This is a genomic window from Hymenobacter caeli (assembly GCF_013294115.1).
Lineage (GTDB): Bacteria > Bacteroidota > Bacteroidia > Cytophagales > Hymenobacteraceae > Hymenobacter > Hymenobacter caeli.
The window spans coordinates 97,020-120,646 of sequence record NZ_JABSNP010000009.1 but is presented as its reverse complement, the minus strand read 5'-3'; the positions used below and the strand labels follow the sequence as shown (position 1 = coordinate 120,646).

The following is a 23,627-nucleotide window of genomic DNA, read 5'->3' as shown; positions in this document are numbered from 1 at the left end:
AAAAAGGTACCAGGATTATTCTCATCTGCGGGGCGACCTTCGCCCCGTCCTCCCGCCCTCTTTCCCGCCCGCCATGCCCACCCGCCGTTCGTTGCTACTACCCGCCCTGCTCCTCGCCCTGGGGGCCTCCCCCGCGGCCCGCGCCGCCGTGCGCCTGCCCGCGCTGGTGGGCTCCCACATGGTGTTGCAGCGCGACGCGAAGCTGCCGCTCTGGGGCTGGGCCGCGCCGGGCGAGCAGGTGAGCGTCACGTTCCGGGGCAAAACCTACCCGGCCGTGCCCGGCGGCCCCGACGGCCGCTGGCAAGCCACGCTGCCGCCCCAGCCCGCCGGGGGCCCCTACACCCTCACCGTGCGGGGCCAGAACACCATCGAGCTGACCGACGTGCTGGTGGGCGACGTGTGGCTGGCCTCGGGGCAGTCGAACATGCAGTTCAAGGTGAAGGACCCGAACCGCGGCGGCTACCAGCCCGTGCAGAACGCCGACCAGGAAATCGCGGCCGCCAACTGGCCCAACCTCCGGCTGTTCACCGTGAATCAGACCGCGGCCTACCGCCCGCAGGCCGAAGCGCCGGCCAACGGCTGGCAGGTGTGCAGCCCGGCCACGATTGCCGAGTTCTCGGCCGTGGCCTACTTTTTTGGGCGCGACCTGTACCAGCAGTACCGGGTGCCCATGGGCCTGATTGCCGACAGCTGGGGCGGCACCCCGGCCGAGGCCTGGGTGAGCGCCGAGGGCCTGCGGGCCTTTCCCGAGTTCGGGGCAAAGGTGGCGGCGTTCAGTCAGCGCACCACTAGCTTGGCCGACGACCAACGCGCCTTCCAGACCCAGCAAAAAGCCTTTCAGCAGTCCATTAACACGCGCGACCAAGGGTACTTGCCCGGCGGCAAAACCTGGGCCGCACCCGATTTCGATGCCCGGGCCTGGGCCACCCTGGCCGTGCCCGGGGCCTGGGAGGCCAGCCCGGCCCTGGCCGGCTACGACGGCGTGGTGTGGTTCCGCAAGGAGATTGAGCTGACCGCCGCCGATGCCGCCCGCTCCCTCACCCTGGCCCTGGGCCGCATCGCCGACGCCGACAGCACCTGGTTCAACGGCGTGAAGGTGGGCGGCACCGGCGGGGCCGGCACGCCCCGCGCCTACGACGTACCCGCCGCGCTGGTGCACCCGGGCCGCAACGTCATCGCCGTGCGCGTGGTGGACGCGAGCGGCCCGGGCGGCTTCGTGGGGGCCCCGGCCGACCTGGTGCTCACCACCGCGGCCCGCAGCCTGGCGCTGGCCGGGGCCTGGCAGTACCGGCCGGGCATCGCCCCGGCCGACGTGCCCCGGCCGCCGGTACCCGGCGGGGCCCAAATGGCCCCCACGGCCCTCTACAACGGCATGATTGCCCCTATGCAGCCCCTGGCCATCAAGGGGGTTATCTGGTACCAGGGCGAAACCAACGCCGAGCGGGCCGAGCAGTACCGCACCCTCTTCCCGGCCCTCATCGCGGACTGGCGGGCGCACTGGGGCTACGAGTTTCCGTTCCTGTTCGTGCAGCTGGCCAACTTCAACCCGGCGCTGCCCCAGCCCGCCGAGTCGGACTGGGCCGAGCTGCGCGAAGCCCAGGCCGGGGCCCTGGCCCTGCCCCGCACCGGCATGGCCACGGCCATCGACCTCGGCGACCCCGCCGACATCCACCCCCACAACAAGCAGGAAGTGGGCCGCCGCCTGGCCCTGGCCGCCCGCCGCGTGGCCTACGCCGACCCCGGCGTGGTGGCCAGCGGTCCCACCTACGCCGGCATGGCCGTGGCAGGCCCGGCCGTGCGCCTGCGGTTCGACCACCACGGCTCCGGCCTGCGGGCTCCGGACGGGCCCCTCAGGGGCTTTGCCGTGGCCGGGGCCGACCACAAATTTTACTGGGCCACGGCCCAGGTGCAGGGCGACGACGTGGTGGTGAGCTCCGCCGAGGTGCCCGCCCCCGTGGCCGTGCGCTACGATTGGGCCACCAACCCCGACGGCAACCTCTACAACCGGGAAGGCCTGCCCACCGTCCCGTTTCGCACCGATACGTGGCCGGGCGTCACGGCGGGGCGGAAATAGCGCGGCGGCCACTGGCCGGTGGCCGCATTATTACGCTTCCTCCCCTTCGGAGCCGGCAGAAAAACAAGCTCCCGCGGCTGCATTGGCCCTTTATTTCCCCAAGCATGAGATTTATCACTATCCTGGCGCTGGTGCTGGCCAACACGCTGGTATCGGCGGGGCCTGCCGCCGCCAAACCGCCCAAAACCGCCTTCTTTTTTGCCGACGACAAGCGCCTGCAATACACCGGGCGCATCGATTTTTCGGACGCCAAAAAGCCCCGCTTCTGGGCCCCGGGCGTGTACGTCACGGCGCGGTTTCGGGGCCCCTCGTGCGCGGTGGTGGTGCATGACGAGCTGCGCTACGGCACCGACCACAACTACGTGGTGCTGGCCGTGGACGGCGTGGCCACCCGCCAGCGCCTGGCCGGCCGCACCGACACGCTGCGCGTGGCGGGCCTGGCCGCCGGCCCCCACACCCTGGTGCTGTGCAAGGCCACCGAAACCGGCCAGGGCTACCTGGAGCTGGTGGGCCTGCGCTGCGCCCGGCTGCTGCCGCCCCCGCCCCGGCCCACGCGCCGCCTCGAGTGCATCGGCAACTCCATCACCTGCGGCACGGGCAGCGACTTGTCGGTGGCGCCCTGCGGCCAGGGCAAGTGGTACGACCAGCACAACGCCTACCAGGCCTACGGCCCCCGCACGGCCCGGGCCCTGGGGGCCGAGTGGCAGCTCACGGCCGTGTCGGGCATCGGCCTGATGCACAGCTGCTGCGACATGAAGACGGTCATGCCCGAGGTGTTCGACCGCCTGAACCCGGGCGACAAGGCCAGCCCCGCCTGGGACTTCCGCCGCTACCAGCCCGACGTGGTAACCATCTGCCTGGGCCAAAACGACGGCGTGCAGGACTCCGTAGCGTTTTGCGGCCGCTACCTGGCGTTCCTGAAAACCGTGCGGGCGGCCTACCCGGCGGCCCACCTCGTGTGCCTGAGCAGCCCTATGGCCGACGCCGTGCTCACGGCCGTGCTGCACCGCTACCTCACCGGCGTGGTGGCCGCCGCCAACGCGGGCGGCGACGCCGGGGTGCACAAGTACTTTTTTTCGCGCCGCTTCAGCAGCGGCTGCGGCACCCACCCCGACCTGGCCGAGCACCAGCTCATTGCCCAGGAGCTTACTGCCTTCCTCAAGCAAACTATGCACTGGTAGCGGCCGGCCCCGGGGCCCCGCCACCAGCCGGGCCGCCCGTCGCTAGATGAAGATGCGGGTGCCCGAGAAGTTGCCGCGAAACTCCTTGGGCGTGCAGCCTTTCTTTTTTTTGAAGGTGCGGTTGAAATTGGAGATGTTGTTGAAGCCGCACTTGTAGGCCACTTCGGCCACGTTGTGGGTGGTTTCGATGAGCATGCGCGTGGCGTGGCCCAGCCGTATTTCGTTCAGGCTGTCGATGAACGTGTTGCCGATGCGCTTCTTGATGAAGCGGCTGAACGAGGCCTCGGGCATGTTGGCTACCTTGGCCACTTCGGTGAGGGTGATGGCGCGGCTGTAGTGGGCGTTCATGTACTCAAACACCTTCTCGATGCGGCGGCTGTTGTAGTTGAGCTGCTCGTGGTTGGAGCTGGAATCGGACAGCGTGCGGATGTTGCGCGAGGTGGACAAATCGTGCAAAATGGAGAGCAGCTCCAGCACCGAGTCGAACCCGTTTTTTTGTCCCAGCGCCAGGATGCGGGGCTTGAGCCGCTCGACGGTATCGGACGAGAACAGGATGCCCCGCTGGGCCTTCTCAAACATCGTTTTGATGAAGCTGAGCTGGTTCTTGCGCAGGAACCGGTCTTCGAACAGGTCTTTGTGAAACTGGATGGTCAGCTCCCGGATTTCCTCGCTTTCGCACTTGTGCGTGAACCAGGCGTGGTACAGGTTGGGGCCCACCAGCACCAGCTCCAGCTCGTCGATGGCCTCGATGTGGTCGCCCACGATGCGCTTGGCCCCCTTGGCGTTCACGATGAGGTTCAACTCGTACTCCTCGTGGTAGTGCAGCGGGAAATCGAACTTCTTCTTGACGCGGGAAAACAGCGTGAAGCAGTCGCTTTGGGTAAGCGGGGTGATTTCACGCATGATATCGGGCTTCATAGGTAGAAAAAAAGAAGGTGTCCTTCAATAAAAGTATAGTCCCCGCGTCAGAAAGATATCACTGTGCAATCCATTGCAAGCGGGTGCAAATTACGACATTTTTCGCTATTAAGAGCTTCAGTCCATTGTTATCGCATTGCCACCAGTATAGCACGATAATACCATACAAGCAATTGGCATAATAGTATTATTAATTGCCTATCGATTGCGAGACCTTTGTTTCACTTACTTTTCACCAAATTGACAACATATGAGAACGATTTTACTCTCGGTGCTCGCCCTGTTTGCGTTGCTGACGGCCCTACCGGCGGCGGCTCAGCAACGGGTGGTGCAAGGAACGGTGCTCGACACAAAAGGCGACCCGCTGATTGGGGCCGGCGTGCGGGTAAAGAACACGCAGCTGGGCACCACCGTGGATGCGGCGGGCAAGTTCAGCCTTTCGGTGCCCAAGGGCAGCGACGCGCTGATTGTGAACTTTGTGGGCATGTCGCCGCAGGAAATCACCCTCGGCGACCGCACCCAGGTGGACGTGGTGCTGCGCTCGGACGGGCAGAGCCTGAACGACGTGGTAGTGGTGGGCTACGGCAGCGTGAAAAAGAGCGACCTCACCGGCTCGGTGGCGTCCATTAAGCGCGACGAGCTGCTGGTGGGCACGCCCCTCTCGTTCGACCGCGGCTTGCAGGGCAAAGTGGCCGGCGTGCAGGTGTCGCAAAACGACGGGGCCCCGGGCTCGGGCATCAGCATGCAAATTCGGGGCGTCAACTCGTTCGGCAGCAACACTCAGCCGTTGTACGTGATTGACGGTGTACCGCTGGAAGTGAACAACGAGTCGCAAACGGCCTCCGGGGCCACCAGCCGCAGCGACGCCGCGGTGCTGAGCACCAACGTGCTGAACTTTCTGCGGCCTTCCGACATCGAAAGCATCGAGGTGCTGAAAGACGCCTCGGCCACGGCCATCTACGGCTCGCGCGGGGCCAACGGCGTGGTCATCGTGACCACCCGACGCGGCCAGAGCGGGGCCGACCGGGTGGATGTGTCGTTCCGCTCGGGTTTCGACCAGGTGGCCAAGCGCTACAAAATGCTGGACGCGGAAACCTACGCCAACTACTTGAACGAGAAAAACTTCTACAACGACAAGTACCTGGGCACGAATTACACCGACAGCCTGGGCGGCAACTTCGGCGTACCGTTTTCGGGCCGCATCGACCAGCGCACGGGGTTTCATACCCCCGTGCCGTCGGACTTCGTTGGCCACAGCACGGACTGGCAGGACGTTATTTTCCAGAAAGCGCCGATCAACGAGGCGTCGGTGACGTTCTCGGGCGGTGGTGCCGACAAGGGCAGCTTTGCCATCTCGGCCAACTACGTTAAGCAGGCGGGCATCATCACCAACTCGGCGTTCGAGCAAGGCAACTTGCGCATCAACATCACCCGGAACCTGACCAAGTGGCTGACCTTTGAAACCAATACCCAGGCGAGCCGCTCGCTTAACAAGCTGGTGAAAACGGCGACCAGCTTCAACGGCGGCGACCCGGGCGTGATTTACGCGGCCCTGCGCTTCGGGCCCACCGTGTCGCCCAGCGGCATGCAGCTCATCAACGGCGGCACGTACATCGCGCCCCCCGACCAGCTGCCCACCACCAACCCGCTTTCCTACATCAACGATGTAAAGAACCAGAACCTGGTGAATTCGATTTTTTCTTCTAACTCACTGGTATTTAACGTTATTCCGGGTTTGCAGCTGCGCACCCGCCTGGGCCTGAACTACTACACCTCGGGCCGGAACGTGTACTACCCGCGCACCACCTTCGAGGGCAACGCCCTGGGGGGCACGGCCACGGTGTCGAGCTTTAACCAGTTCGAGCTGACGTCGGAAAACATTGCCACCTACACGCGCAAGTTTGGCGAAAAGAGCGACCTGACGGCCGTGGGCGGCTTCACCTACACCAAGAGCGACTACAACACGGAGAGCGTGAACGCCACGAGCTTCCTGAACGATGCCTTGCAGGATAACAACCTGAACGCGGCCACCAAGCGCGACACGTATTCGGGCCGGGGCCAATCGACGCTGCTCTCGTACCTGGGCCGCGTCAACTACAACTACGCCGGCAAGTACCTGTTCACGCTTACGGGCCGGATTGATGGCAGCAGCAAGTTTGCCCTCAACAAAAAATACTCGCAATTTGGGGCCGCCGCCTTCGCCTGGCGCGTGGCAGACGAGAAATTCATCAGCGACCTGGATGTGTTCAGCGACCTGAAGCTGCGCCTGAGCTACGGCACGTCGGGCAACCAAGCCATCGGGGCCTACCAGTCGCTGGCCCGGTTGAGCAGTGCGAGCTACGTCTTCAACGGGCAGCTGGTGAACGGCGTGTACCAAAGCGGGCTGCCCAGCCCCAACCTGACCTGGGAAACCACTTACCAGAGCGACGCCGGCATCGACATCGGCCTGCTGAAAGGCCGCCTGAACCTGACGGTGGACGTGTACGACAAGCAAACCAAGAACTTGCTTCAGGGCCTGACGGTGCCGCCCGACACCGGCTACGGCTCGGTGCAAATCAACGCCGGCCAGGTGCAGAACCGCGGCCTGGAAGTGGCCCTGAACGTGCGGGCCGTGGACGGCAAGGACTTCAAGTGGACGCCCTCGGGCAACATCTCCATCAACCGCAACCAGATTGTGGAGCTGGGCGCCAACAAGACGGTGGACTTCTCGCCCAACATCTCCTACGACGTGCGGCCCTTCATTCTGGAAGCCGGCAAAGCCATCGGGCGGATTTACGGGTACCAGGAGGACGGGATTTTTCAGAGCACGGACGACGTGCTGAAATCCTTCCCGAAGCTGGACGGGGCCGCGGCCCTGGCCCTGGTGGGCGAGGTGCGCTACAAAGACCTCAACGGCGACGGGGTGATTGACCAGAACGACCGCGAAGTGATTGGCAACGTGAACCCCAAATTCGTGTGGGGCGTGAACAACACCTTCAATTTCAAGAGCTTCGACGCCGGTTTCTTCTTCCAGGGCAGCGTGGGCAACGACATCATCAACTTCCCCAAGCGGGGCTTTGATGACCTGGGCTCGTCGGGCCAAAGCAACATTACGCAGTCGGCCTACGACAACCGCTGGACGCCCGACAACCCCAACGCCACCGTGCGCCGGGCCGGCAAAGACGACGGCAACCCCCTGCTGTTCAGCAACCGCTTCGTGGAGAGCGGCTCCTACGTGCGCCTCAAGAACGTGAGCCTGGGCTACACGTTCGACTTCAAGCAGTACGGCATCCGCAGCGCCCGCCTGTACGCCAGCGTCACCAACCTGGTGACCATCACCAACTACTCGGGCTACGACCCGGAAGTGAACGCCTACGGCCAGGACCCGTCGCGGCGCGGGGTGGACCTGGGCAACTACCCCACCGCCCGCAGCTACTCGCTCGGTGTCAACGTCGGCTTTTAATCTGCTAACCTCCTTATCATGAAGAATCTTACCAAGATATTAGTCGGGGCTGCCTCCGTGGTGCTGCTGGCTACCGGCTGTAAAGGTGTGCTGGACGAGAAGCCCTACGACTTTTACGCCCCGGAAAACGTGTACAAAACCGCCGACGACGCGGAGGCCGCCATCGCGGGCGTGTACGCCGACTTCAACTCCTACGACTGGTTCACGAAGCCCTACTGGGAGTGGCTGTCGGAGGACGACGACCACGCCAGCGGGCAGCCCTTCGCTATGAACAACATCGGGGCCGGCAACTACCTCGGCGACTACAAAACCCCGATTATGTTCACGGGCCCCTACAACATCATTGCCCGCGCCAACTCGGTGCTGGAGCGGGTGCCGGCCATCGACATGGACGTGGTTCGGAAGAACCGCATCCTGGGCGAGGCGCACTTCCTGCGGGCCTTCAGCTACTTCGTGCTGGTGCGGCTGTTCGGGCCGGTGCCCTTGCGCACGGCGTCGCTCACCGATATCACCGACACCAACCTGCCCCGGGCGGCCGTGGCCGACGTGTACAAGCAAATCATCGACGACCTGCAGCAGGGCGAAACCCTGATGCCCTACCAGGACGAGCCCGGGGCCGGGGCCCTGGGCCACGCCAACAAAGGGGCCGCGCAGGCCCTGCTGGCCAAAGTGTACGCCACCATCGGCTCGGCTTCGCTGAAAGGGGCGCAGCTCACGGTGCAGGGCGGCCCCCAGACCCACACCGGTCCCCAGAACGGTTTTTATACTTACGACAAAGACGTGGTGGCCGGCTACGAGGGTTTCGACAGCAAGACGTACTACCAGCTGGCCAAGGACGAGGCGGGCAAGCTCATTGCCAGCGGCAAGTACAGCCTGTTCCCGAACTACATGGACCTGTGGAAGAAGTCCAACGACAACCTCGTGGAGCACATCTTCATGAACCAGACGCTCTCCGGCAACCTCACGCACACCAACTACGTGAGCAACTACTTCACCTCGCCCGACCTAGGCGGCCGGCAGTACCTGTGGATGGACACGTACTTCTACAACACGTTCACCGCCAACGACGACCGGGTGCGGCAGGGCATTACCCACTTCTGGTTTGAAGACTACGGCACCGGGCCCGCCTACTACTTCTACCCCCGCTCCGACTCGGCCAAGTACCGCATCGTGAAGATTAACACTAAGCCGGGGGCCGTCCCGGTAAAAGGCGACACCACCCTGGCCTCGTACAGCAACAAGGCCCAGATTCTGAAGTACTACGTGCCGGGCAAGGCCGCCGCCCCCAACAACCCCGACGGCACCTCCGACGCCATCAATTACCCGCTGCTGCGCTACGCCGACGTGCTGCTGACCTACGCCGAGGCCGAAACCGAGCTGAACGGCAACACCGCCGATGCCCGTAAGTACTTCGTGCAGGTGCGGCGGCGCTCGAACCAGAACGTGACCACCGCCCAGGACCCGCTCCTCGACCCGGTGGGCCTGAGCCAGCTGCAGCTGCGGAGCGCCATTTTTGCGGAGCGCGACCAGGAAATGTACGAGGAGTCGAACCGCCGCTACGACCTCATCCGTTGGGGCGTGTTCCTGCCGGTGATGAATAAAATCGGCATCACCCTGCAAAACATCACGAAAACCCGTACCCCGCGCAACCTGCTGCTGCCGCTGCCAGTAGCCGAAACCCAGTCGAATACCACCATCGCCCAAAACCCCGGCTGGTAACCCTTTTTCTTTCCCTTTCCTTTTCCACCATTTCCGCCCAAAATGGGTTGCCCCGGGGCCGTGACTGTTCGCATCACGGCCCCCGGGGCAACCTTTTGCGGTGCTTGAGCGCCTCGCGCATGAACAAGCTATTGACATTGACCGGGCTGGCGGCGCTGCTGGCGCTGACGGGCCGCGCCGCCCCGGCCCCGGCGGGCTTCGTGCGGGCCCGGGGCACGCAGTTCGTGCTCGACGGCAAGCCTTACCGCTACATTGGGGCCAACTACTGGTACGGGGGCCTGCTGGCCACCCAGGGCCCCGCCGGCAAGGCCCGGCTGGCCCAGGAGCTGGACTTTCTGAAGCAGCACAACGTGACCAACCTGCGGGTAATGGTGGGGGCCGAGGGCCTCAGCGGCGGCTACCAGTACCGGGTGCTGCAACCGTTGCAGCCCACCGAGGGCCAGTTCGACGAGCACATCATGGCCGGGCTCGACTACTTGCTGGCCGAGCTGGGCAAGCGCGACATGAAGGCCGTGCTGCACTTCACCAACACCTGGGAGTGGAGCGGCGGCCTGGGCCAGTACCTGGAGTGGAATGGCTACACCGGCCAGCCATTGCCTAAAAACCCCGATTACAGCTGGGACAAGTACCGCAACTACATTGCGCAGTTCTACACCTGCGAGCCGTGCAAAAGCGCGGAGGCCACTTACGTCCGCTACGTGCTGGCCCGCACCAACAGCCTTACCCACCAGAAGTACGTAAACGACCCGGCCATCATGGCCTGGGAACTCCTCAACGAGCCGCGGCCCATGACGGCGGCCGCCACCCCGGCCTTCGAGGCCTGGATGCACCAGACGGCGGCCCTGGTAAAGTCCATCGACCACAACCACCTGCTGACCACCGGCAGCGAGGGCGACATCGCCACCGACAACGACATGGCCGTGTACGAGCGCCTGCACGCCGACCCGAACATCGACTACCTCACCATCCACATCTGGCCCAAAAACTGGGGCTGGTTCCGCGACACGGCCACGGCTAAAAGCTTCCCCTCGGTACTGGCCCACACCACGGCCTTCGTGGACAAGCACGTGGCCGTGGCCACCAAGCTGCGCAAGCCGCTGGTGGTGGAAGAGTTCGGCCTGCCGCGCGACGGCCAGGTGTTTGCCCCCGCGGCGGCCACCGCCCTGCGCGACCAGTACTACGCCGCCCTGTTCGGGATGATGCGGGGCGACACGCCGGCCGGCCGCGTCATCGCGGGCTACAACTTCTGGGCCTTCGGGGGCGCGGCGCGGCCGGTGCCGGGCCAGGTGTTCTGGAAAGCCGGCGACGCCTACATGGGCGACCCCGGCGGCGAAGAGCAGGGCCTGAACTCGGTATTTGATTCGGATAAGTCCACCTGGGCCGTGATTGGCCAGTACAGTAAAACCCTTCGCTAATGAAAATCTTCCGCACCCTCGCGCTGGCCGCTGCCGCCGCCGCGCTGGCCCTCGGGGCCCAGGCCCAAACCCCGGCTTCGGCCGGGGCCCCGCCCGCCGACCCCGCCGCCACCCCCGCCACCAAGCTGCTGCTGGCCAACCTGCACCGGCTGGTGGGCCGCGGCGTGATGTTTGGCCACCAGGACGACCTCGCTTACGGCGTGGACCAGGGCAAGATGTGGAAGGGCGACGCCAACCGCTCCGACGTGAAAACCGTGACCGGCTCCTACCCCGCCGTGTTCGGCTGGGAGCTGGGCCATGTGGAATTAGACAGCGCCCGCAACCTCGACGGCGTGCCGTTTGCCCGCATCCAGGGCTACATCAAGCAGGCCTACGCGCAGGGCAGCGTGGTCACCATCAGCTGGCACCTCAACAACCCGCACAACGGCAAAACCGCCTGGGACACCGCCCGCACCGTGAAGTACATCCTGCCCGGGGGCCCCGACCACGCCAAGTACGTGAGCTACCTCGACCGCGTGGCCACTTTTATGGGCGGGCTGAAAGGCGGCAAGGGCGAGGCCATCCCGGTCATCTTCCGGCCGTTTCACGAGCACACGGGCAGCTGGTTCTGGTGGGGCCAGAAGGAATGCACCCCCGCCGAATTTAAAGCCATCTGGCAGTTCACCGTCAACTACCTGCACAACGAGAAGAAGCTCCACAACCTGATTATTGCCTATTCGGCGGCCGACTTTGCCACCGAAGCCGACTACCTGGAGCGCTACCCCGGCGACGAGTACGTGGACGTAATGGGCTTCGACGCCTACTGCGACCGGCGGAACGTGGCCCGGTTCCAGCAGGACCTCGACCAACGGATGACGGTGCTTGAAACCGTGGCCAAGGCCCACCGCAAGCTGCCGGCCCTCACCGAATTCGGCTTCGAAGGCCTCCCCGACCCTACGTGGTGGACGAAGGTGCTGCTGCCGGCCCTCCAGAAATACCCGGTTTCCTACGCCCTGACGTGGCGCAACGGCGACCCCGTGCACTACTTCGTGCCCTTCCCCGGCCAGGCCAGCGCCGCCGACTTCAAGGCTTTTTCGCAGGACAAAAAAGTGCTGTTTGAAAACCGCATTGCGCCCCTGCACCTCTACTCCAAACCGATTTAATCTAAGCTGCTGGCTATTAGCGGTTAGCTATTAGCCGATGCCCAACCATTTATTCAAACCTGAGCCAAAAAGCTAACCGCTAACAGCCAGCAGCTAACAGCTCGCGAAAGCATGAAATTACACACCATTGACCTTCTAATTATTCTGGCGTACCTGCTGACGACGGTATTCATCGGCATTTATTACAGCAAGAAAGCCCGAGAGAACAAGGATAGCTATATGCTAGGCGGCCGCACGCTGCCCTGGTACAAGCTGGGCCTGAGCGACGCGTCGGACATGTTCGACATCAGCGGCACGATGTGGATGGTGAGCCTGTGCTTCGCCTACGGCATGAAAAGCATCTGGATTCCCTGGCTCTGGCCGGTGTTCAACCAGGTGTTTTTGATGATGTACCTCTCGCGCTGGCTGCGCCGCTCGGGGGCCTCCACGGGGGCCGAGTGGCTGGCCACGCGCTTCGGCACCAAGGGCCCCGGCGTGGCGGCCTCGCACCAGGTGGTCATCGCCTTCGCGCTGCTCAGCTGCCTGGGCTTCCTGGCCTACGGCTTCGTGGGCCTGGGCAAGTTCGTCGAGATTTTCATTCCCTGGGACCTGGTGAAGGGCTACGTGCCCTTCGCCGTGGCCCCGCAGTACGTGCCGCACGTGTACGGCATCGTGTTCACGCTCTTCGCCATGTTCTACGCCATCGTGGGGGGCATGCACAGCATCGTGCTCGGCGACATGATTAAGTACGCCATCATGACGGTGGCCTGCGTGGCCATTGCCGTCATCGCTTACATGAACCTGCAGGGCAAGCAGCTGGCGGTGCCGAACGGCTGGTTCAATCCTTTCTTCGGCTGGCGGCTGGGGCTCGATTGGTCGAAGCTCATCCCGGAGGTGAACAGCAAGATTGCCAGCGATGGCTACTCGCTGTTCGGCATTTTCTTCATGATGATGGCCTTCAAGGGCGTGTTTGCCTCGCTGGCGGGCCCCGCGCCGAACTACGACATGCAGAAAATCCTGAGCACCCGCTCGCCCGAGGAGGCCAGCAAGATGAGCGGCTTTGTGTCCATCATTCTGCTGCCGATTCGCTACGCCTTCATCATCGGCCTCACCATCCTGGGCCTGCTCTACTACCACCAGATGAACCTGAAGGCCCCCGACGGCACCATCGACTTCGAGCGCATCCTGCCCATTGCCATCAACAACTTCCTGCCCGCCGGGCTGGTGGGCCTCACGCTCACGGGCCTGCTGGGGGCCTTCATGGGCACGTTCAGCGGCACCGTGAACGCGGCCCAGGCCTACATCGTGAACGACATATACCTGAAGTACGTCAACCCCCAGGCCCCCACCAGCCGCATCATCTCGATGAACTACCTGGTGGGCGTGGTGGTGGTGGCCATCGGCGTGGGCCTGGGCTTCATCGCCAAAGACGTGAACACGGTGCTTCAGTTCATCGTGTCGGCCCTGTACGGCGGCTACATTGCCTCCAATGTGTTGAAGTGGCATTGGTGGCGCTTCAACGCCACAGGGTTTTTCGTGGGCATGCTCTCGGGCATCGTGGCGGCGCTGGTGTTCGGGGCCCTCATCCCGGCCGGCAACCTGCTGTACTGGTTCCCGCTGCTGTTTGCCATCTCGATGACGGGCTCCATCGTGGGCACTTATATGTCGCCGCCCACCGAGGCGGCGGTGCTCCAATCGTTTTACAAAACGGTGCGGCCCTGGGGCTTCTGGGGGCCCGTGCTGGCCCAGGTGCAGGCCCAGGACCCGAGCTTCCAGCCCAACCGCAACTTCCAGCGCAACATGGTGAACATCGTGCTCGGCATCATCGCCCAGCTTTGCCTCACCATTTTGCCCATGTACCTGCTGCTGAGCCAGCACGTACCGCTGGCCATCACGGTCGCCATTCTGGTCGTCGTCGTCCTCATCCTGAAAAAAACCTGGTGGGCCCGCCTCAGCGACGACTAGGTTTTTTGAGCTGTTAGCTGGTGGCTTTTAGCTATTAGCTTTTTTTAAATACCCCGCTTACCACCAGTTTTTTATACCAACCTAAAAGCTAACAGCTAGCAGCCATCAGCTAGCAGCTAACAACATGGCCTCTGTATTTCACCGCCGCCTGCACCTGCTGCAAACCCAACACGACCAGCTCCTGCGCCGCCCCAACGCCCACGCGGAGGCCGGCAACGGCATATTCGACCGCTACGCCCACCCGGTGCTCACGGCCGCCCACGCCCCCCTGGCCTGGAAGTACGACCTGAACCCCGCCACCAACCCGTTTCTGATGGAGCGCATCGGCGTCAACGCCACGCTCAACGCCGGGGCCATCAAGTGGCAGGGCAAGTACCTGCTGGCGGTGCGCGTGGAAGGCAATGACCGCAAGTCGTTCTTCGCCATCGCCGAAAGCCCCAACGGCGTCGATAACTTCCGCTTCTGGGACCGCCCCATCACGATGCCCGAAACCGATGAGCCCGACACCAACGTGTACGACATGCGCCTGGTGGCCCACGAGGACGGCTGGGTGTACGGCTTGTTTTGTACCGAGCGGCGCGACCCCGCCGCCTCCGACGCCGACCAGTCGGCCGCGCTGGCCAAGTGCGGCATCGCCCGCACCAAGGATTTAATTACCTGGGAGCGCCTCCCCGACCTCACCACCGGCTCGGCCCAGCAGCGCAACGTGGTGCTGCACCCCGAGTTTGTGGGCGGCAAGTACGCCCTCTACACCCGCCCGCAGGACGGCTTCATCGACGCCGGCAAGGGCGGCGGCATCGGCTTCGGCCTGACCGACTCCATCGAGCACGCCCGGGTGATGCAGGAAGTGATTGTGGACAAGAAGCAGTACCACACCATTGCCGAGGTGAAAAACGGCCTGGGGCCCGCCCCGCTCAAAACCAAGCTCGGCTGGCTGCACCTGGCCCACGGCGTGCGCAACACCGCCGCCGGCCTGCGCTACGTGCTGTACCTGTTCCTGACGGACCCCCACGACCTCACCAAAATTACCCACAAGCCGGGCGGCTATTTCATTGCCCCGGAGGGCGAAGAGCGGGTGGGCGACGTGTCGAACGTGGCCTTCAGCAACGGCTGGATTGCCGATGACGACGGCCGCGTGTTCGTGTACTACGCCTCGTCCGACACCCGGATGCACGTGGCCACCACGACAATCGAGCAGCTGCTCGACTACGTGGTGAACACGCCCGCCGACGGCCTGCGCTCGGCCACGTCCGTGCAGGCCATCAACCGGCTGGTTGACCGCAACGAAGCCTTCGCCCACCAGAACGGTAGCCCCGTGGCCACCGCGCGGGCTAATTCGTAACGCTGGCCCATCACTTATTTCTTACCTAATAGTTGACTAGAAATCATGAGTTGAAAAACAGAAAGCGTCCCTCGTGGCGCTGTCGTTTTTCAACTCATGATTTTTAATTTCTAATTATTTCCTTATGTACCACGCGGCCGCTTTTCAGCGCGAACTGGAGAACATTCTGGCTTACTGGACCCGCCGGGCCGTAGACGAGGAAAACGGCGGTTTCTACGGCCGCCTCGACGGCCACGACGCCGTGGTGGCCGACGCGCCCAAGGGCGCGGTACTGAACGCCCGCATTTTGTGGACCTTCTCGGCCGCCTACAACCATTTCCACTACCCGGCCTACCGGGCCCTGGCCGAGCGGGCGTTTCACTACGTGCGCCAGTATTTTATTGACCACGAGTGCGGCGGCGTGTACTGGTCGGTGGATGCCCAAGGCCGGCCCCTGGACACCAAGAAGCAAGTGTACGCGCTGGCCTTCACCATTTACGGCCTGAGCGAGTACTACCGCGCCAGCGGCGACGCAGCGGCCCTGGAATTAGCCAAAGCCCAGTACCGGGCCATCGAGGCGCACAGCTTCGACACGGCCCGCGGCGGCTACCTGGAGGCTTTCGCCCGCGACTGGCAGCCCCTGGCCGACCTGCGCCTGAGTGCCAAGGACGCCAATGAAAAGAAGACCATGAATACCCACCTGCACGTACTGGAGGCCTACGCCAACCTGTACCGCGCGTGGCCCGACGCCGGCTTGGCCGGGCAAATCCGGGGCTTGCTGCGCGTGTTCGATGCGCACATCATCGACCCGGACACGCACCACCTGCGGCTGTTTTTCGACGAGGACTGGCAGTCGAAATCCGACATCGTGTCCTACGGCCACGACATCGAAGCCGCCTGGCTGCTGCTCGAAGCCGCCGAAGTGCTCGGCGACCACTCCCTGGTGGCCCGCTTCCAGCACCTGGCCCTGCCGATGGCCACTGCCGCCGCCGAGGGCCTCGACGCCGACGGCGGGCTGAACTACGAATTGGAGCCCGGCCACCTCATCCGCGACAAGCACTGGTGGGTGCAGGCCGAGGCCTTGGTGGGTTTCCTCAACGCCTACCAACTCAGCGGTGACCAGAAGTTCATGGACAAATTTGAAGGCGTGTGGGCCTTCACGCAGGCCCACATTCTCGACCCCGTGGGCGGCGAGTGGGTGTGGGGCGTGGCGGCCGACCACAGCCTGATGCCCGGCCAGGACAAGGCCGGCCTCTGGAAGTGCCCTTACCACAACGGCCGCGCCTGCCTCGAAATCCTTCGCCGCAGCGCCTGACGGTCTTTTTTCACCCCCAGCCCTAACGGTTATGAACCGGCGCCATTTTCTCCAGCTTTCCGGTGCGGGCCTGGGCAGCCTCGTGGTGGTTGCGGCGGCCGGCCCCACCGAAACCGTGGCGCTGCCGGCCCGGGTGCTGGTCCGGCTCGACGGGGGCACGCAGGCCCTGACGACGCAGGACCACGCCACCTGGACCTACCGCGACGTAACGGTGCGCCTAAGCCGCCCGGCCGGCGGGGGCCTGGCCGTGGCCGTGCGCGCGCCCACGGCGGCCCTGCACGCCGTGCAGCTGCAATGGCAATACGCGGCCCCGGCCGGGGCCGCCGTGCTCGGCGATGCCTGGGAGCGCACCTACGGCGACGTGCAGTTTTTGCCGGCGGCCTTTGCCCGGCGGCTGCCCTGGTACTTCGTGCAGCACGACCCCCAAAGCGGCCGCGCGGCGTGCTTCGGCGTGCAAACCGGCGGCCGCACCCTCTGCTACTGGCAAGTGGGCGACGGCACCATGCAGCTCACCCTCGACACGGGCAGCGCCGGGGTGGGCGTGCAACTGGGGCCCCGCACCCTGGACGCGGCCACCGTGCGGGCCACCACCGGCCGGGCGGGCGAAAATGTGTTTGCCACGGCCCGCCGCTTTTGCGGTTTGCTATGTCCCGCGCCCCGGCTGCCGCGCCAGCCCGTGTACGGCATCAACGACTGGTATTTCGCCTACGGCAACAATTCGGCGGCTCTCATTCTGGAGCACACCGCCCTGCTGGCCGACCTGGCCCCGGGCGGCGACAACCGGCCGTTTTCGGTGATTGACGCGGGCTGGGCGGCTTACTCGCCCCTCGTGCCCGGCGACTGCTGCTGGCAAGACGACTTTTCGACGCCCAACGCCAAGTTCCCGGACATGCACCGGCTGGCCGGCGACGTGCAGCGCCTGGGCATGCGGCCGGGCCTGTGGACGCGCCCGCTCTGCGCCCGGCACGACGACAAGCCCACGCGGCGGCTGCCTCCTATTCCGGGCCGCGACGACCCCAGAAAGCCGGTCCTCGACCCCACCATCCCCGAAAACCTGGCCCGCATCCAGCAGAATTTCGCTACGTACCGCGCCTGGGGCTACGAGCTGGTGAAGCACGACTTCAGCACCTACGACCTGCTGGGCAAGTGGGGCTTTGAGATGGCCGACCGCTTCACGGCCCCCGGCTGGCGCTTCCACGACAACAGCCGCACCACCGCCGAAGTCATCCTTGGCCTGTACCAAACCATCCGCGAAGCGGCGGGCCCCGCCTACCTCATCGGCTGCGACACGGTGGGCCACCTCGCGGCGGGCCTGTTCGAACTGAACCGCACCGGCGACGACACCAGCGGCCTGGACTGGGACCGCACCCGCAAAATGGGCGTCAACACGCTGGGCTTCCGGCTGGTGCAGCACAACCAGTTCTTTGCCGTGGACGGCGACTGCGTGGGCATCACGCCCAAGGTGGCGTGGGCCGAAAATGCGCAGTGGCTGCGCCTGCTGGCCGGCAGCGGGGCCCCGCTGTTCGTATCGGCGCAGCCGGTGGCCGTGGGCGAAGCGCAAAAGCTAGCCCTCAAAGCGGCCTTCGCCCAGGCCGCGCGGGTGCAGCCCGTGGGCGAGCCCCTCGACTGGCTGACCTCGCTGCGCCCCACCAAGTGGCGGCTCGACGGCCAACTCACCGAATTCGACTGGAGCTAGCCAGCCGGCTTTTACAGCCGGCCGAATTTCCTTTACTGCCTGACCATGAACCGACTGTTGATTACCGCCGCGTTGCTGCTGGCCGCCGCCGGGGCCCGCGCCCAAACGTACTCCATCACGGACTTCGGGGCCCGGGGCGATGGCAAAACCCTGGCCACCGCCGCCATTCAAAAAGCCATCGACGCCTGCAACCGCGGCGGCGGCGGCACCGTGGACGTGCCGGCCGGCACCTACCTCACCGGCACCGTCAACCTGAAAACCAACGTCGACCTGCACCTGGGCAGCGGGGCCGTGCTCAAGGGCAGCCCCAACCTGAGCGACTACCAGACCTACTCCGTGCCCGGGTTCGGCACCAACCACTACGGCCTCCTGTACTCGGTGCACGCCGACAACGTGTCGTTGACCGGGCCCGGCACCGTGGACGGCAACAACCAGGTATTCTACGACTTCACCCGGGCCAAGACGCTCGACACCGCCACCACCCGCTACACACGCCAGAAAAATAATTACCGCCGCGTGGCCAGCGGCGTCGGCGACGGCCCCGTGGTGCCCGGCGACCGGCCCCGACAGATGGTGATTTTTTCGCAGTGCACCCACGTGCGCGTCATCGACGTGTCGCTGCTCAACTCGCCGTTCTGGACCATGCACTTCGCCGACTGCGACGCGGTGAACGTGGACGGCATCCGGCTGTGGTCGGGCTTGCTGGTGCCCAACGCCGACGGCATCGACGTGACCAGCTCCAGCAACGTGACCATCGAGAACAGCGACATCCGCACCGGCGACGACGGGCTGGCGATTGTGGGCTACGACCACCACTTTGAAATCGCCGGCTTCAGCGGCCTCCGGCACCCCTGCGAGAACATCAACGTCAGCAATTGCAACATTCAGTCGTATTCGAGCGGCATCCGCATCGGCTTTCTGGACCAGAACGTCGTGCGCAACGTCAACGTCAGCAACTGCAACATCACCAACTCGACGCGGGGCATCGGCATTTTTCTGCGCGACGAGGGCTCGATTGAGAACCTGACGTTCAGCAACATCCGCATCGAAACCAGGCTGCGCACCGGCGACTGGTGGGGCAACGGCGAGGCCATCCACATCTCCGCCATCCGGGGCAAAGACAACGTGAAGCTCGGCCACATCAAAAACGTGACCTTCGCCAACATCACCTGCCGGGCCGAAAACGGCATCCTGCTCTACGGCACCGAAGAAAGCGCGTTGGAGGACATCACTTTCAACGGCCTGAAGCTGGAATTCACCGACAGCCCGCTCAACGGCGTGGCCGGCGGCAACGTGGATTTGCGCGGCAACTCCGACCCTAAATTCGGTTTGTTTGCCCGCGACATCCCCGCTTTCCTGGCAGAACACGTGAATGGCCTGACCATCGACGATTTTAAGCTGGATTGGACGAACGCACGCGCCGCTTTCCTCACCAACGGCATCGAAATCAACCACTTCCGCAACGTACGCATCGACCATTTTGTGGGCACCGGGGCCCCCAACACCCCCGCCGGCCGCCCGGTGGTACTGAGCGACGGCACCAACGCCACCGTGGGCCTAAATAAAAACCAAGTGGTGCGCAAGAACGTGCGGTAGCCGCGCCCGGCGCTATTGCCCGGCGGGCGCGGCGTATTCAATTCGCACAAATTCCCACCGGCCCAGCACCCGTCTGAACACCACGCACAGCGCGGGCACCGACGCGTAGCCCGAAGCCGCGAAGCGGGCCGCCGCGCCCGGGTCGGCCCAGGGCCTGGCCGGATCGTGCTGCAAGTGCACCACAAAACCGGGTACGTGAGGGCCAGCGTAGGCCGCCAGGCCGTGGAGCACGTCGCGGGCCGCGGCTACTCGAATCCTGTCGCTTACGGAAAGAAACCGCGGGGAATGATCTGGCATAATTCAAAGATAAAATAGCTCTGCCCATCGCCGGCTATTTTATCCTCGTGCACACGCCACCGCAACAACATTTTTTAGTTAAATAATTGATTTATAAGAATATTAAATTTAATAAAACTTGGGCTCACCCGCTACCCCGGTCGGTAGTTGCACGGCACCAGTGGAGTCCCCGCCCGCGAAACGACGGCGCGGCCCCGCCTTGAGTTGAAAGGGCTGAAATTAAACACCGACTTACTCGTCCCTGTCCCCGTTGGGCGGAGCGCAACCGTAATACGGCCGGCTGTTAACACAACCGGCCGGTACCGCACCAAAATGGTACAATACCGGCCAGAAATATATATTGAATTTATAATATAACTTATCTCATAATACTTATTCTACAATTACTAGACGGAAACTTAAAAATCCAAAAACAATCGTTACCAAAGCGCTGGCACGAAAAAAGTAATTAATGGACATTGGCACGTTAAAAAAATGGTTAAACACCAGATTTATAGCCAAGATGCTCACTCCCATGACCAACATCGAGTGCGCAAGTGTAAATTTCTTCATAGGAATGACTTTGAACAAGAATATATTGGATTAAACAAACGCTTGCGCGATACAATTACTGGCGTCGATTCAAATGTAACAAAAAATATAACACGGCCAAAAAACTTGAGTTAAAAATAGCACCAAAACTTGATTTTTACTGGCCACTGAGCAGCGGGGCAGACCCTACCTTGCCGCTGTGTTCATCGGCTCGGGGGTGTTGCTGGGCATGCAGCGGGCTACGGTGGGCCCGGCCCGGACTAGTTTTAGCATTTCGTCGACAGCATCTTGCTCCGCTACTCCGCGCTCGTAGGAATGCCCCCTGAAATCATTATTCGCGGCTTTTGGCTGTTCTGCCGGACTACCCAAGTTGTCTTGTTATTGCTTGATTAGTAGTTCTCTGTCATACCACCCGTTGAAAAAACCTGAAAAGTCCACGGCGAACGTTCTGCGCTGTTAACATCCCAGAACAATTTTCAGGTCGAGGCACGTAACGGCGGCATTGGTGTGCCCCCTGACCGAGAAACTGCCGCGAGAATAATCTTTTAGTATCCATTAACTACCTGATTAACTGGTTATCGAGGAGTCCATTACTACTTCGCCACTGGATACCTGCGCTGAGGGCCCATTGCCTGCGCCGAGCGGCGGCCTGGACCCAGCAGACCGGGAACCCCAGGCTGGGGAGGTGGCAGGCCGGGGGCGAAGCGAGCCGGGGCAACTTTATTTGCGGCTTGGGCAAGCGCCGTGTTTATAGGCTGTATATCATATAGATAATATAAATATATTATGGACAATATCCTTAATTTTTGGACAACAAAAAACCCCGGCCTATCGGGGCCGGGGCTGCTTGATTGGGGAAGTTGTGATCCCGCTGGGATTCGAACCCAGGACCCGTACATTAAAAGTGTACTGCTCTACCAGCTGAGCTACAGAATCAATTTAGGCAACACAAGAAAGACATTACCTTTTTTGTGGGCACAAAAGTACGGAGACCTTTCGGATTACGCAACCCTGCCGCAAAAAAAAGCGCCTTGGCACTTCGCGGGGGCCCTATTGATGGGGTTTATGCTGCTGCCTTTCTGGGCATTGAGTGCCGATGGCGGGAGGCAAAAAAAACCAGCGCCGGCCGCCGCCGCCGAAGCCCGCGCCCTGCACCGGGCCGATTCGCTGCTGGCGGCCGGCCAGTTTGCGGCGGCGGCCCCGGTGCTGCGGGGGCAGGTGTGGCAGCGGCAGCGGGCGTCGGCGCGGGTGTTGTTGCAGCTGGCTTACACCCAGCAGCAACTGGGCCACTACCCGGCCGCGCTGCTGTACCTGGCCATGGCGCAGGCCCGGCAGCCCCGCCTCGATACCTGGCGGCAGCAGGTGGCCTTGGCGGCCCAGCACCGGCTGGTGGGCTACCCCACCACCTGGCAGCAGGAGCTACGGGTACGGGCCCAGCGCTACTATTATCCGGGCTTGCAGGCGCTGCTGGCGGGGGCCGTGCTGGGGGCCGTGGGCCTGGGCTGGTACCGCCGCCGGGCCCGCCCCGGGGCCTGGCTCGCCTACGCGGGCTTCCTGGGGCTGGCGGGAGCTTACTTGCTGGCGCTGCCCCCCCGGCCCGTGGGCCTGGTGGCCCGGCCGGGGGCCGTGCTGATGGCCGGGCCGGGCGCGGGCGCGGCCTGGCTGAGCACGGCCGCCGCGGGCGACCGCCTGCTGGTGCTGGGCCGGCAGGACATTTGGTTGCAAGTACGCTGGCAGCAGCGCGACGCCTACATCCGCGCGGCCGACGTGTTTGTGGTGGAATGAAGCCGGTTCATTTCATGCAAGTGGCATCCAATTAGTTGGCAGTGAATGGTTAGCAATGGAGCAGTCCATTATAGAAGATGGAAGCAGGGAATGGCCGAAAGCTCCGTTGAGAATCTCTTTTCATTTAGTTACTCGCCAGAGCGGTTTCCAGATCAGCGCACGGCAGCCGCGAACTTTGTAGTTCGCGTCGCCGCCCAACAGTTGCTGGGATGAAATGAGCAACACGAACCACAAGGTTCGCGGCTGCTGTGCGCCGACCTGAAAACCGCTGTGTTAATTGCTCACAGCTCGCCTTCTTCTTTGCGGAAGTTGGCCAGGACCAGCTTGTCGGTGAGGCCGGGCAGCCACTTGTTGAGGAACACCGTGAGCTTGCCCTGGCCGGTGAGCACGAGGCTGCGGCGGCGCTGGGCCACGGCCCGGCGCAGGCGCCGGGCCACTTCTTCGCTGGCCATCATCTTACCCTCGTCGCGGGGGGTGTCGTGCTGGGCTTCGCCGTTGGCCACCAGCGCGGCGCGGCGGATGTTGGAGGCCGTGAAGCCCGGGGCAGCCGTGAGCACGTTCACGCCCTGGGGGAGCAGCTCGGTGCGCAGGGCTTCGAGGAAGCCGTTCATGGCAAACTTGGAGGCCGAATACCCGGTGCGGCCCGGCAGGCCCCGGTAGCCGGCAATGCTGCTGATGCCCACCACGGTGCCCCGGCTGGCCAGCAGGTGCGGCAGGGCCGCTTTGGTGGTGTACACGGTGCCGAAGAAGTTGACCTGCATGAGCTGCTCCAGCACCCGCACGTCCACGTCGGCAAACTTGGCGCGCATGCTCAGGCCGGCGTTGTTGATGAGCACGTCGAGGCGGCCGAAGGCGGCGATGGTGTCGGCCACGGCGCGGGCGGCGGCGGCGGCGTCGCCCACGTCGGCTTGCACGGCGCGGTGCTCGATGCCGGCGGCGGCCAGCTCGGCGGCCGTGGCGGCGAGCTTGGCGGCGTCGCGCCCGGTGATGACGACGCGGGCCCCGGCCCGGCCGAATTCGAGGGCGCAGGCCCGGCCGATGCCGGACGTGCCCCCGGTGATGAGAACGGTGGGTTGGGTCATGGAAAGCGGGGTGAAGGGCGTCGGCGGGGGCCCCGGCCGGGGCCCCCGCCGACGCCCGGGGCCGCAAACCTACGGCCGCCCCCGGGGCCGGCCGGCCAAACCGGGGCCACCCGCCCACGCACGGGCAAAACCGGCCGATTGGCGGGCCAGGGGGCCGGGTTTCCGCCTT

Annotated in this window: 15 protein-coding genes and 1 tRNA gene; 12 read left to right on the top strand and 4 right to left on the bottom strand. The window is 63.9% G+C overall.

All coding sequences use genetic code 11. The features are described from left to right. Positions 1 to 73 precede the first annotated feature (73 nt). Together HNP98_RS11230 and HNP98_RS11225 are read left to right on the top strand one after the other, a co-directional pair. Positions 74 to 2,074, top strand: coding sequence for a sialate O-acetylesterase (locus HNP98_RS11230; protein ID WP_173810164.1), 2,001 nt, complete (start codon positions 74 to 76; stop codon positions 2,072 to 2,074). Between the two features lie 104 nt (positions 2,075 to 2,178). Further along, positions 2,179 to 3,255 (top strand): SGNH/GDSL hydrolase family protein, encoded by a 1,077-nt coding sequence (locus HNP98_RS11225; RefSeq protein WP_173810163.1) that lies wholly within the window; start codon positions 2,179 to 2,181, stop codon positions 3,253 to 3,255. Between the two features lie 42 nt (positions 3,256 to 3,297). On the opposite strand, the gene HNP98_RS11220 is transcribed toward HNP98_RS11225, so the two are convergent. Further along, a complete protein-coding gene (locus HNP98_RS11220) occupies positions 3,298 to 4,173 on the bottom strand; it encodes a helix-turn-helix domain-containing protein (protein ID WP_173810162.1) in 876 nt (291 codons plus the stop codon). Between the two features lie 250 nt (positions 4,174 to 4,423). Here HNP98_RS11220 and HNP98_RS11215 point away from each other — a divergent pair, with 250 nt between their 5' ends. From HNP98_RS11215 to HNP98_RS11175, 9 genes are all read left to right on the top strand, one after another. Beyond that, the gene (locus tag HNP98_RS11215; protein WP_173810161.1) at positions 4,424 to 7,615 is read left to right on the top strand and encodes a SusC/RagA family TonB-linked outer membrane protein; all 3,192 of its coding nucleotides are present in this window, start codon (positions 4,424 to 4,426) and stop codon (positions 7,613 to 7,615) included. A gap of 18 nt (positions 7,616 to 7,633) precedes the next feature. Further along, entirely contained in the window at positions 7,634 to 9,334 is a 1,701-nt protein-coding gene (locus tag HNP98_RS11210) for a RagB/SusD family nutrient uptake outer membrane protein (protein ID WP_173810160.1), read from the top strand. Positions 9,335 to 9,453: 119 nt separating this feature from the next. Then, entirely contained in the window at positions 9,454 to 10,749 is a 1,296-nt protein-coding gene (locus tag HNP98_RS11205; protein ID WP_173810159.1) for a glycoside hydrolase 5 family protein, read from the top strand. Beyond that, the gene (locus HNP98_RS11200) at positions 10,749 to 11,891 is read left to right on the top strand and encodes a glycoside hydrolase family 26 protein (RefSeq protein WP_173810158.1); all 1,143 of its coding nucleotides are present in this window, start codon (positions 10,749 to 10,751) and stop codon (positions 11,889 to 11,891) included. The genes HNP98_RS11205 and HNP98_RS11200 overlap by 1 nt, the downstream gene beginning before the upstream one ends. A gap of 111 nt (positions 11,892 to 12,002) precedes the next feature. Then, complete coding sequence (locus HNP98_RS11195; protein WP_173810157.1) at positions 12,003 to 13,835, top strand: sodium:solute symporter family protein; 1,833 nt, start codon at positions 12,003 to 12,005, stop codon at positions 13,833 to 13,835. Between the two features lie 124 nt (positions 13,836 to 13,959). Next, positions 13,960 to 15,177: a glycoside hydrolase family 130 protein gene (locus HNP98_RS11190; protein ID WP_173810156.1), complete on the top strand. Its 1,218-nt coding sequence runs from the start codon at positions 13,960 to 13,962 to the stop codon at positions 15,175 to 15,177. Positions 15,178 to 15,301: 124 nt separating this feature from the next. Beyond that, on the top strand, positions 15,302 to 16,471 hold the full coding sequence (locus tag HNP98_RS11185; RefSeq protein ID WP_173810155.1) for an AGE family epimerase/isomerase: 1,170 nt from the start codon (positions 15,302 to 15,304) through the stop codon (positions 16,469 to 16,471). 31 nt (positions 16,472 to 16,502) lie between these two features. Continuing rightward, the gene (locus HNP98_RS11180; protein WP_173810154.1) at positions 16,503 to 18,167 is read left to right on the top strand and encodes an alpha-amylase family protein; all 1,665 of its coding nucleotides are present in this window, start codon (positions 16,503 to 16,505) and stop codon (positions 18,165 to 18,167) included. A gap of 45 nt (positions 18,168 to 18,212) precedes the next feature. After that, on the top strand, positions 18,213 to 19,763 hold the full coding sequence (locus HNP98_RS11175; protein WP_173810153.1) for a glycoside hydrolase family 28 protein: 1,551 nt from the start codon (positions 18,213 to 18,215) through the stop codon (positions 19,761 to 19,763). A gap of 12 nt (positions 19,764 to 19,775) precedes the next feature. Here HNP98_RS11175 and HNP98_RS11170 read toward each other — a convergent pair whose 3' ends face one another. Together HNP98_RS11170 and HNP98_RS11165 are read right to left on the bottom strand one after the other, a co-directional pair. Next, positions 19,776 to 20,060 carry a hypothetical protein gene (locus HNP98_RS11170; RefSeq protein ID WP_173810152.1) on the bottom strand — a complete coding sequence of 95 codons (285 nt, stop codon included), beginning with the start codon at positions 20,058 to 20,060 and terminating at the stop codon, positions 19,776 to 19,778. A 1,394-nt stretch (positions 20,061 to 21,454) separates the two neighbouring features. Then, positions 21,455 to 21,527: transfer RNA gene (locus tag HNP98_RS11165), tRNA-Lys, on the bottom strand. A 129-nt stretch (positions 21,528 to 21,656) separates the two neighbouring features. Between HNP98_RS11165 and HNP98_RS11160 the strand changes: the two genes are divergently transcribed. Beyond that, a complete protein-coding gene (locus tag HNP98_RS11160; RefSeq protein ID WP_173810151.1) occupies positions 21,657 to 22,376 on the top strand; it encodes a hypothetical protein in 720 nt (239 codons plus the stop codon). Between the two features lie 281 nt (positions 22,377 to 22,657). On the opposite strand, the gene HNP98_RS11155 is transcribed toward HNP98_RS11160, so the two are convergent. Beyond that, positions 22,658 to 23,458 (bottom strand): SDR family oxidoreductase, encoded by an 801-nt coding sequence (locus HNP98_RS11155; protein ID WP_173810150.1) that lies wholly within the window; start codon positions 23,456 to 23,458, stop codon positions 22,658 to 22,660. Positions 23,459 to 23,627: the final 169 nt, after the last annotated feature.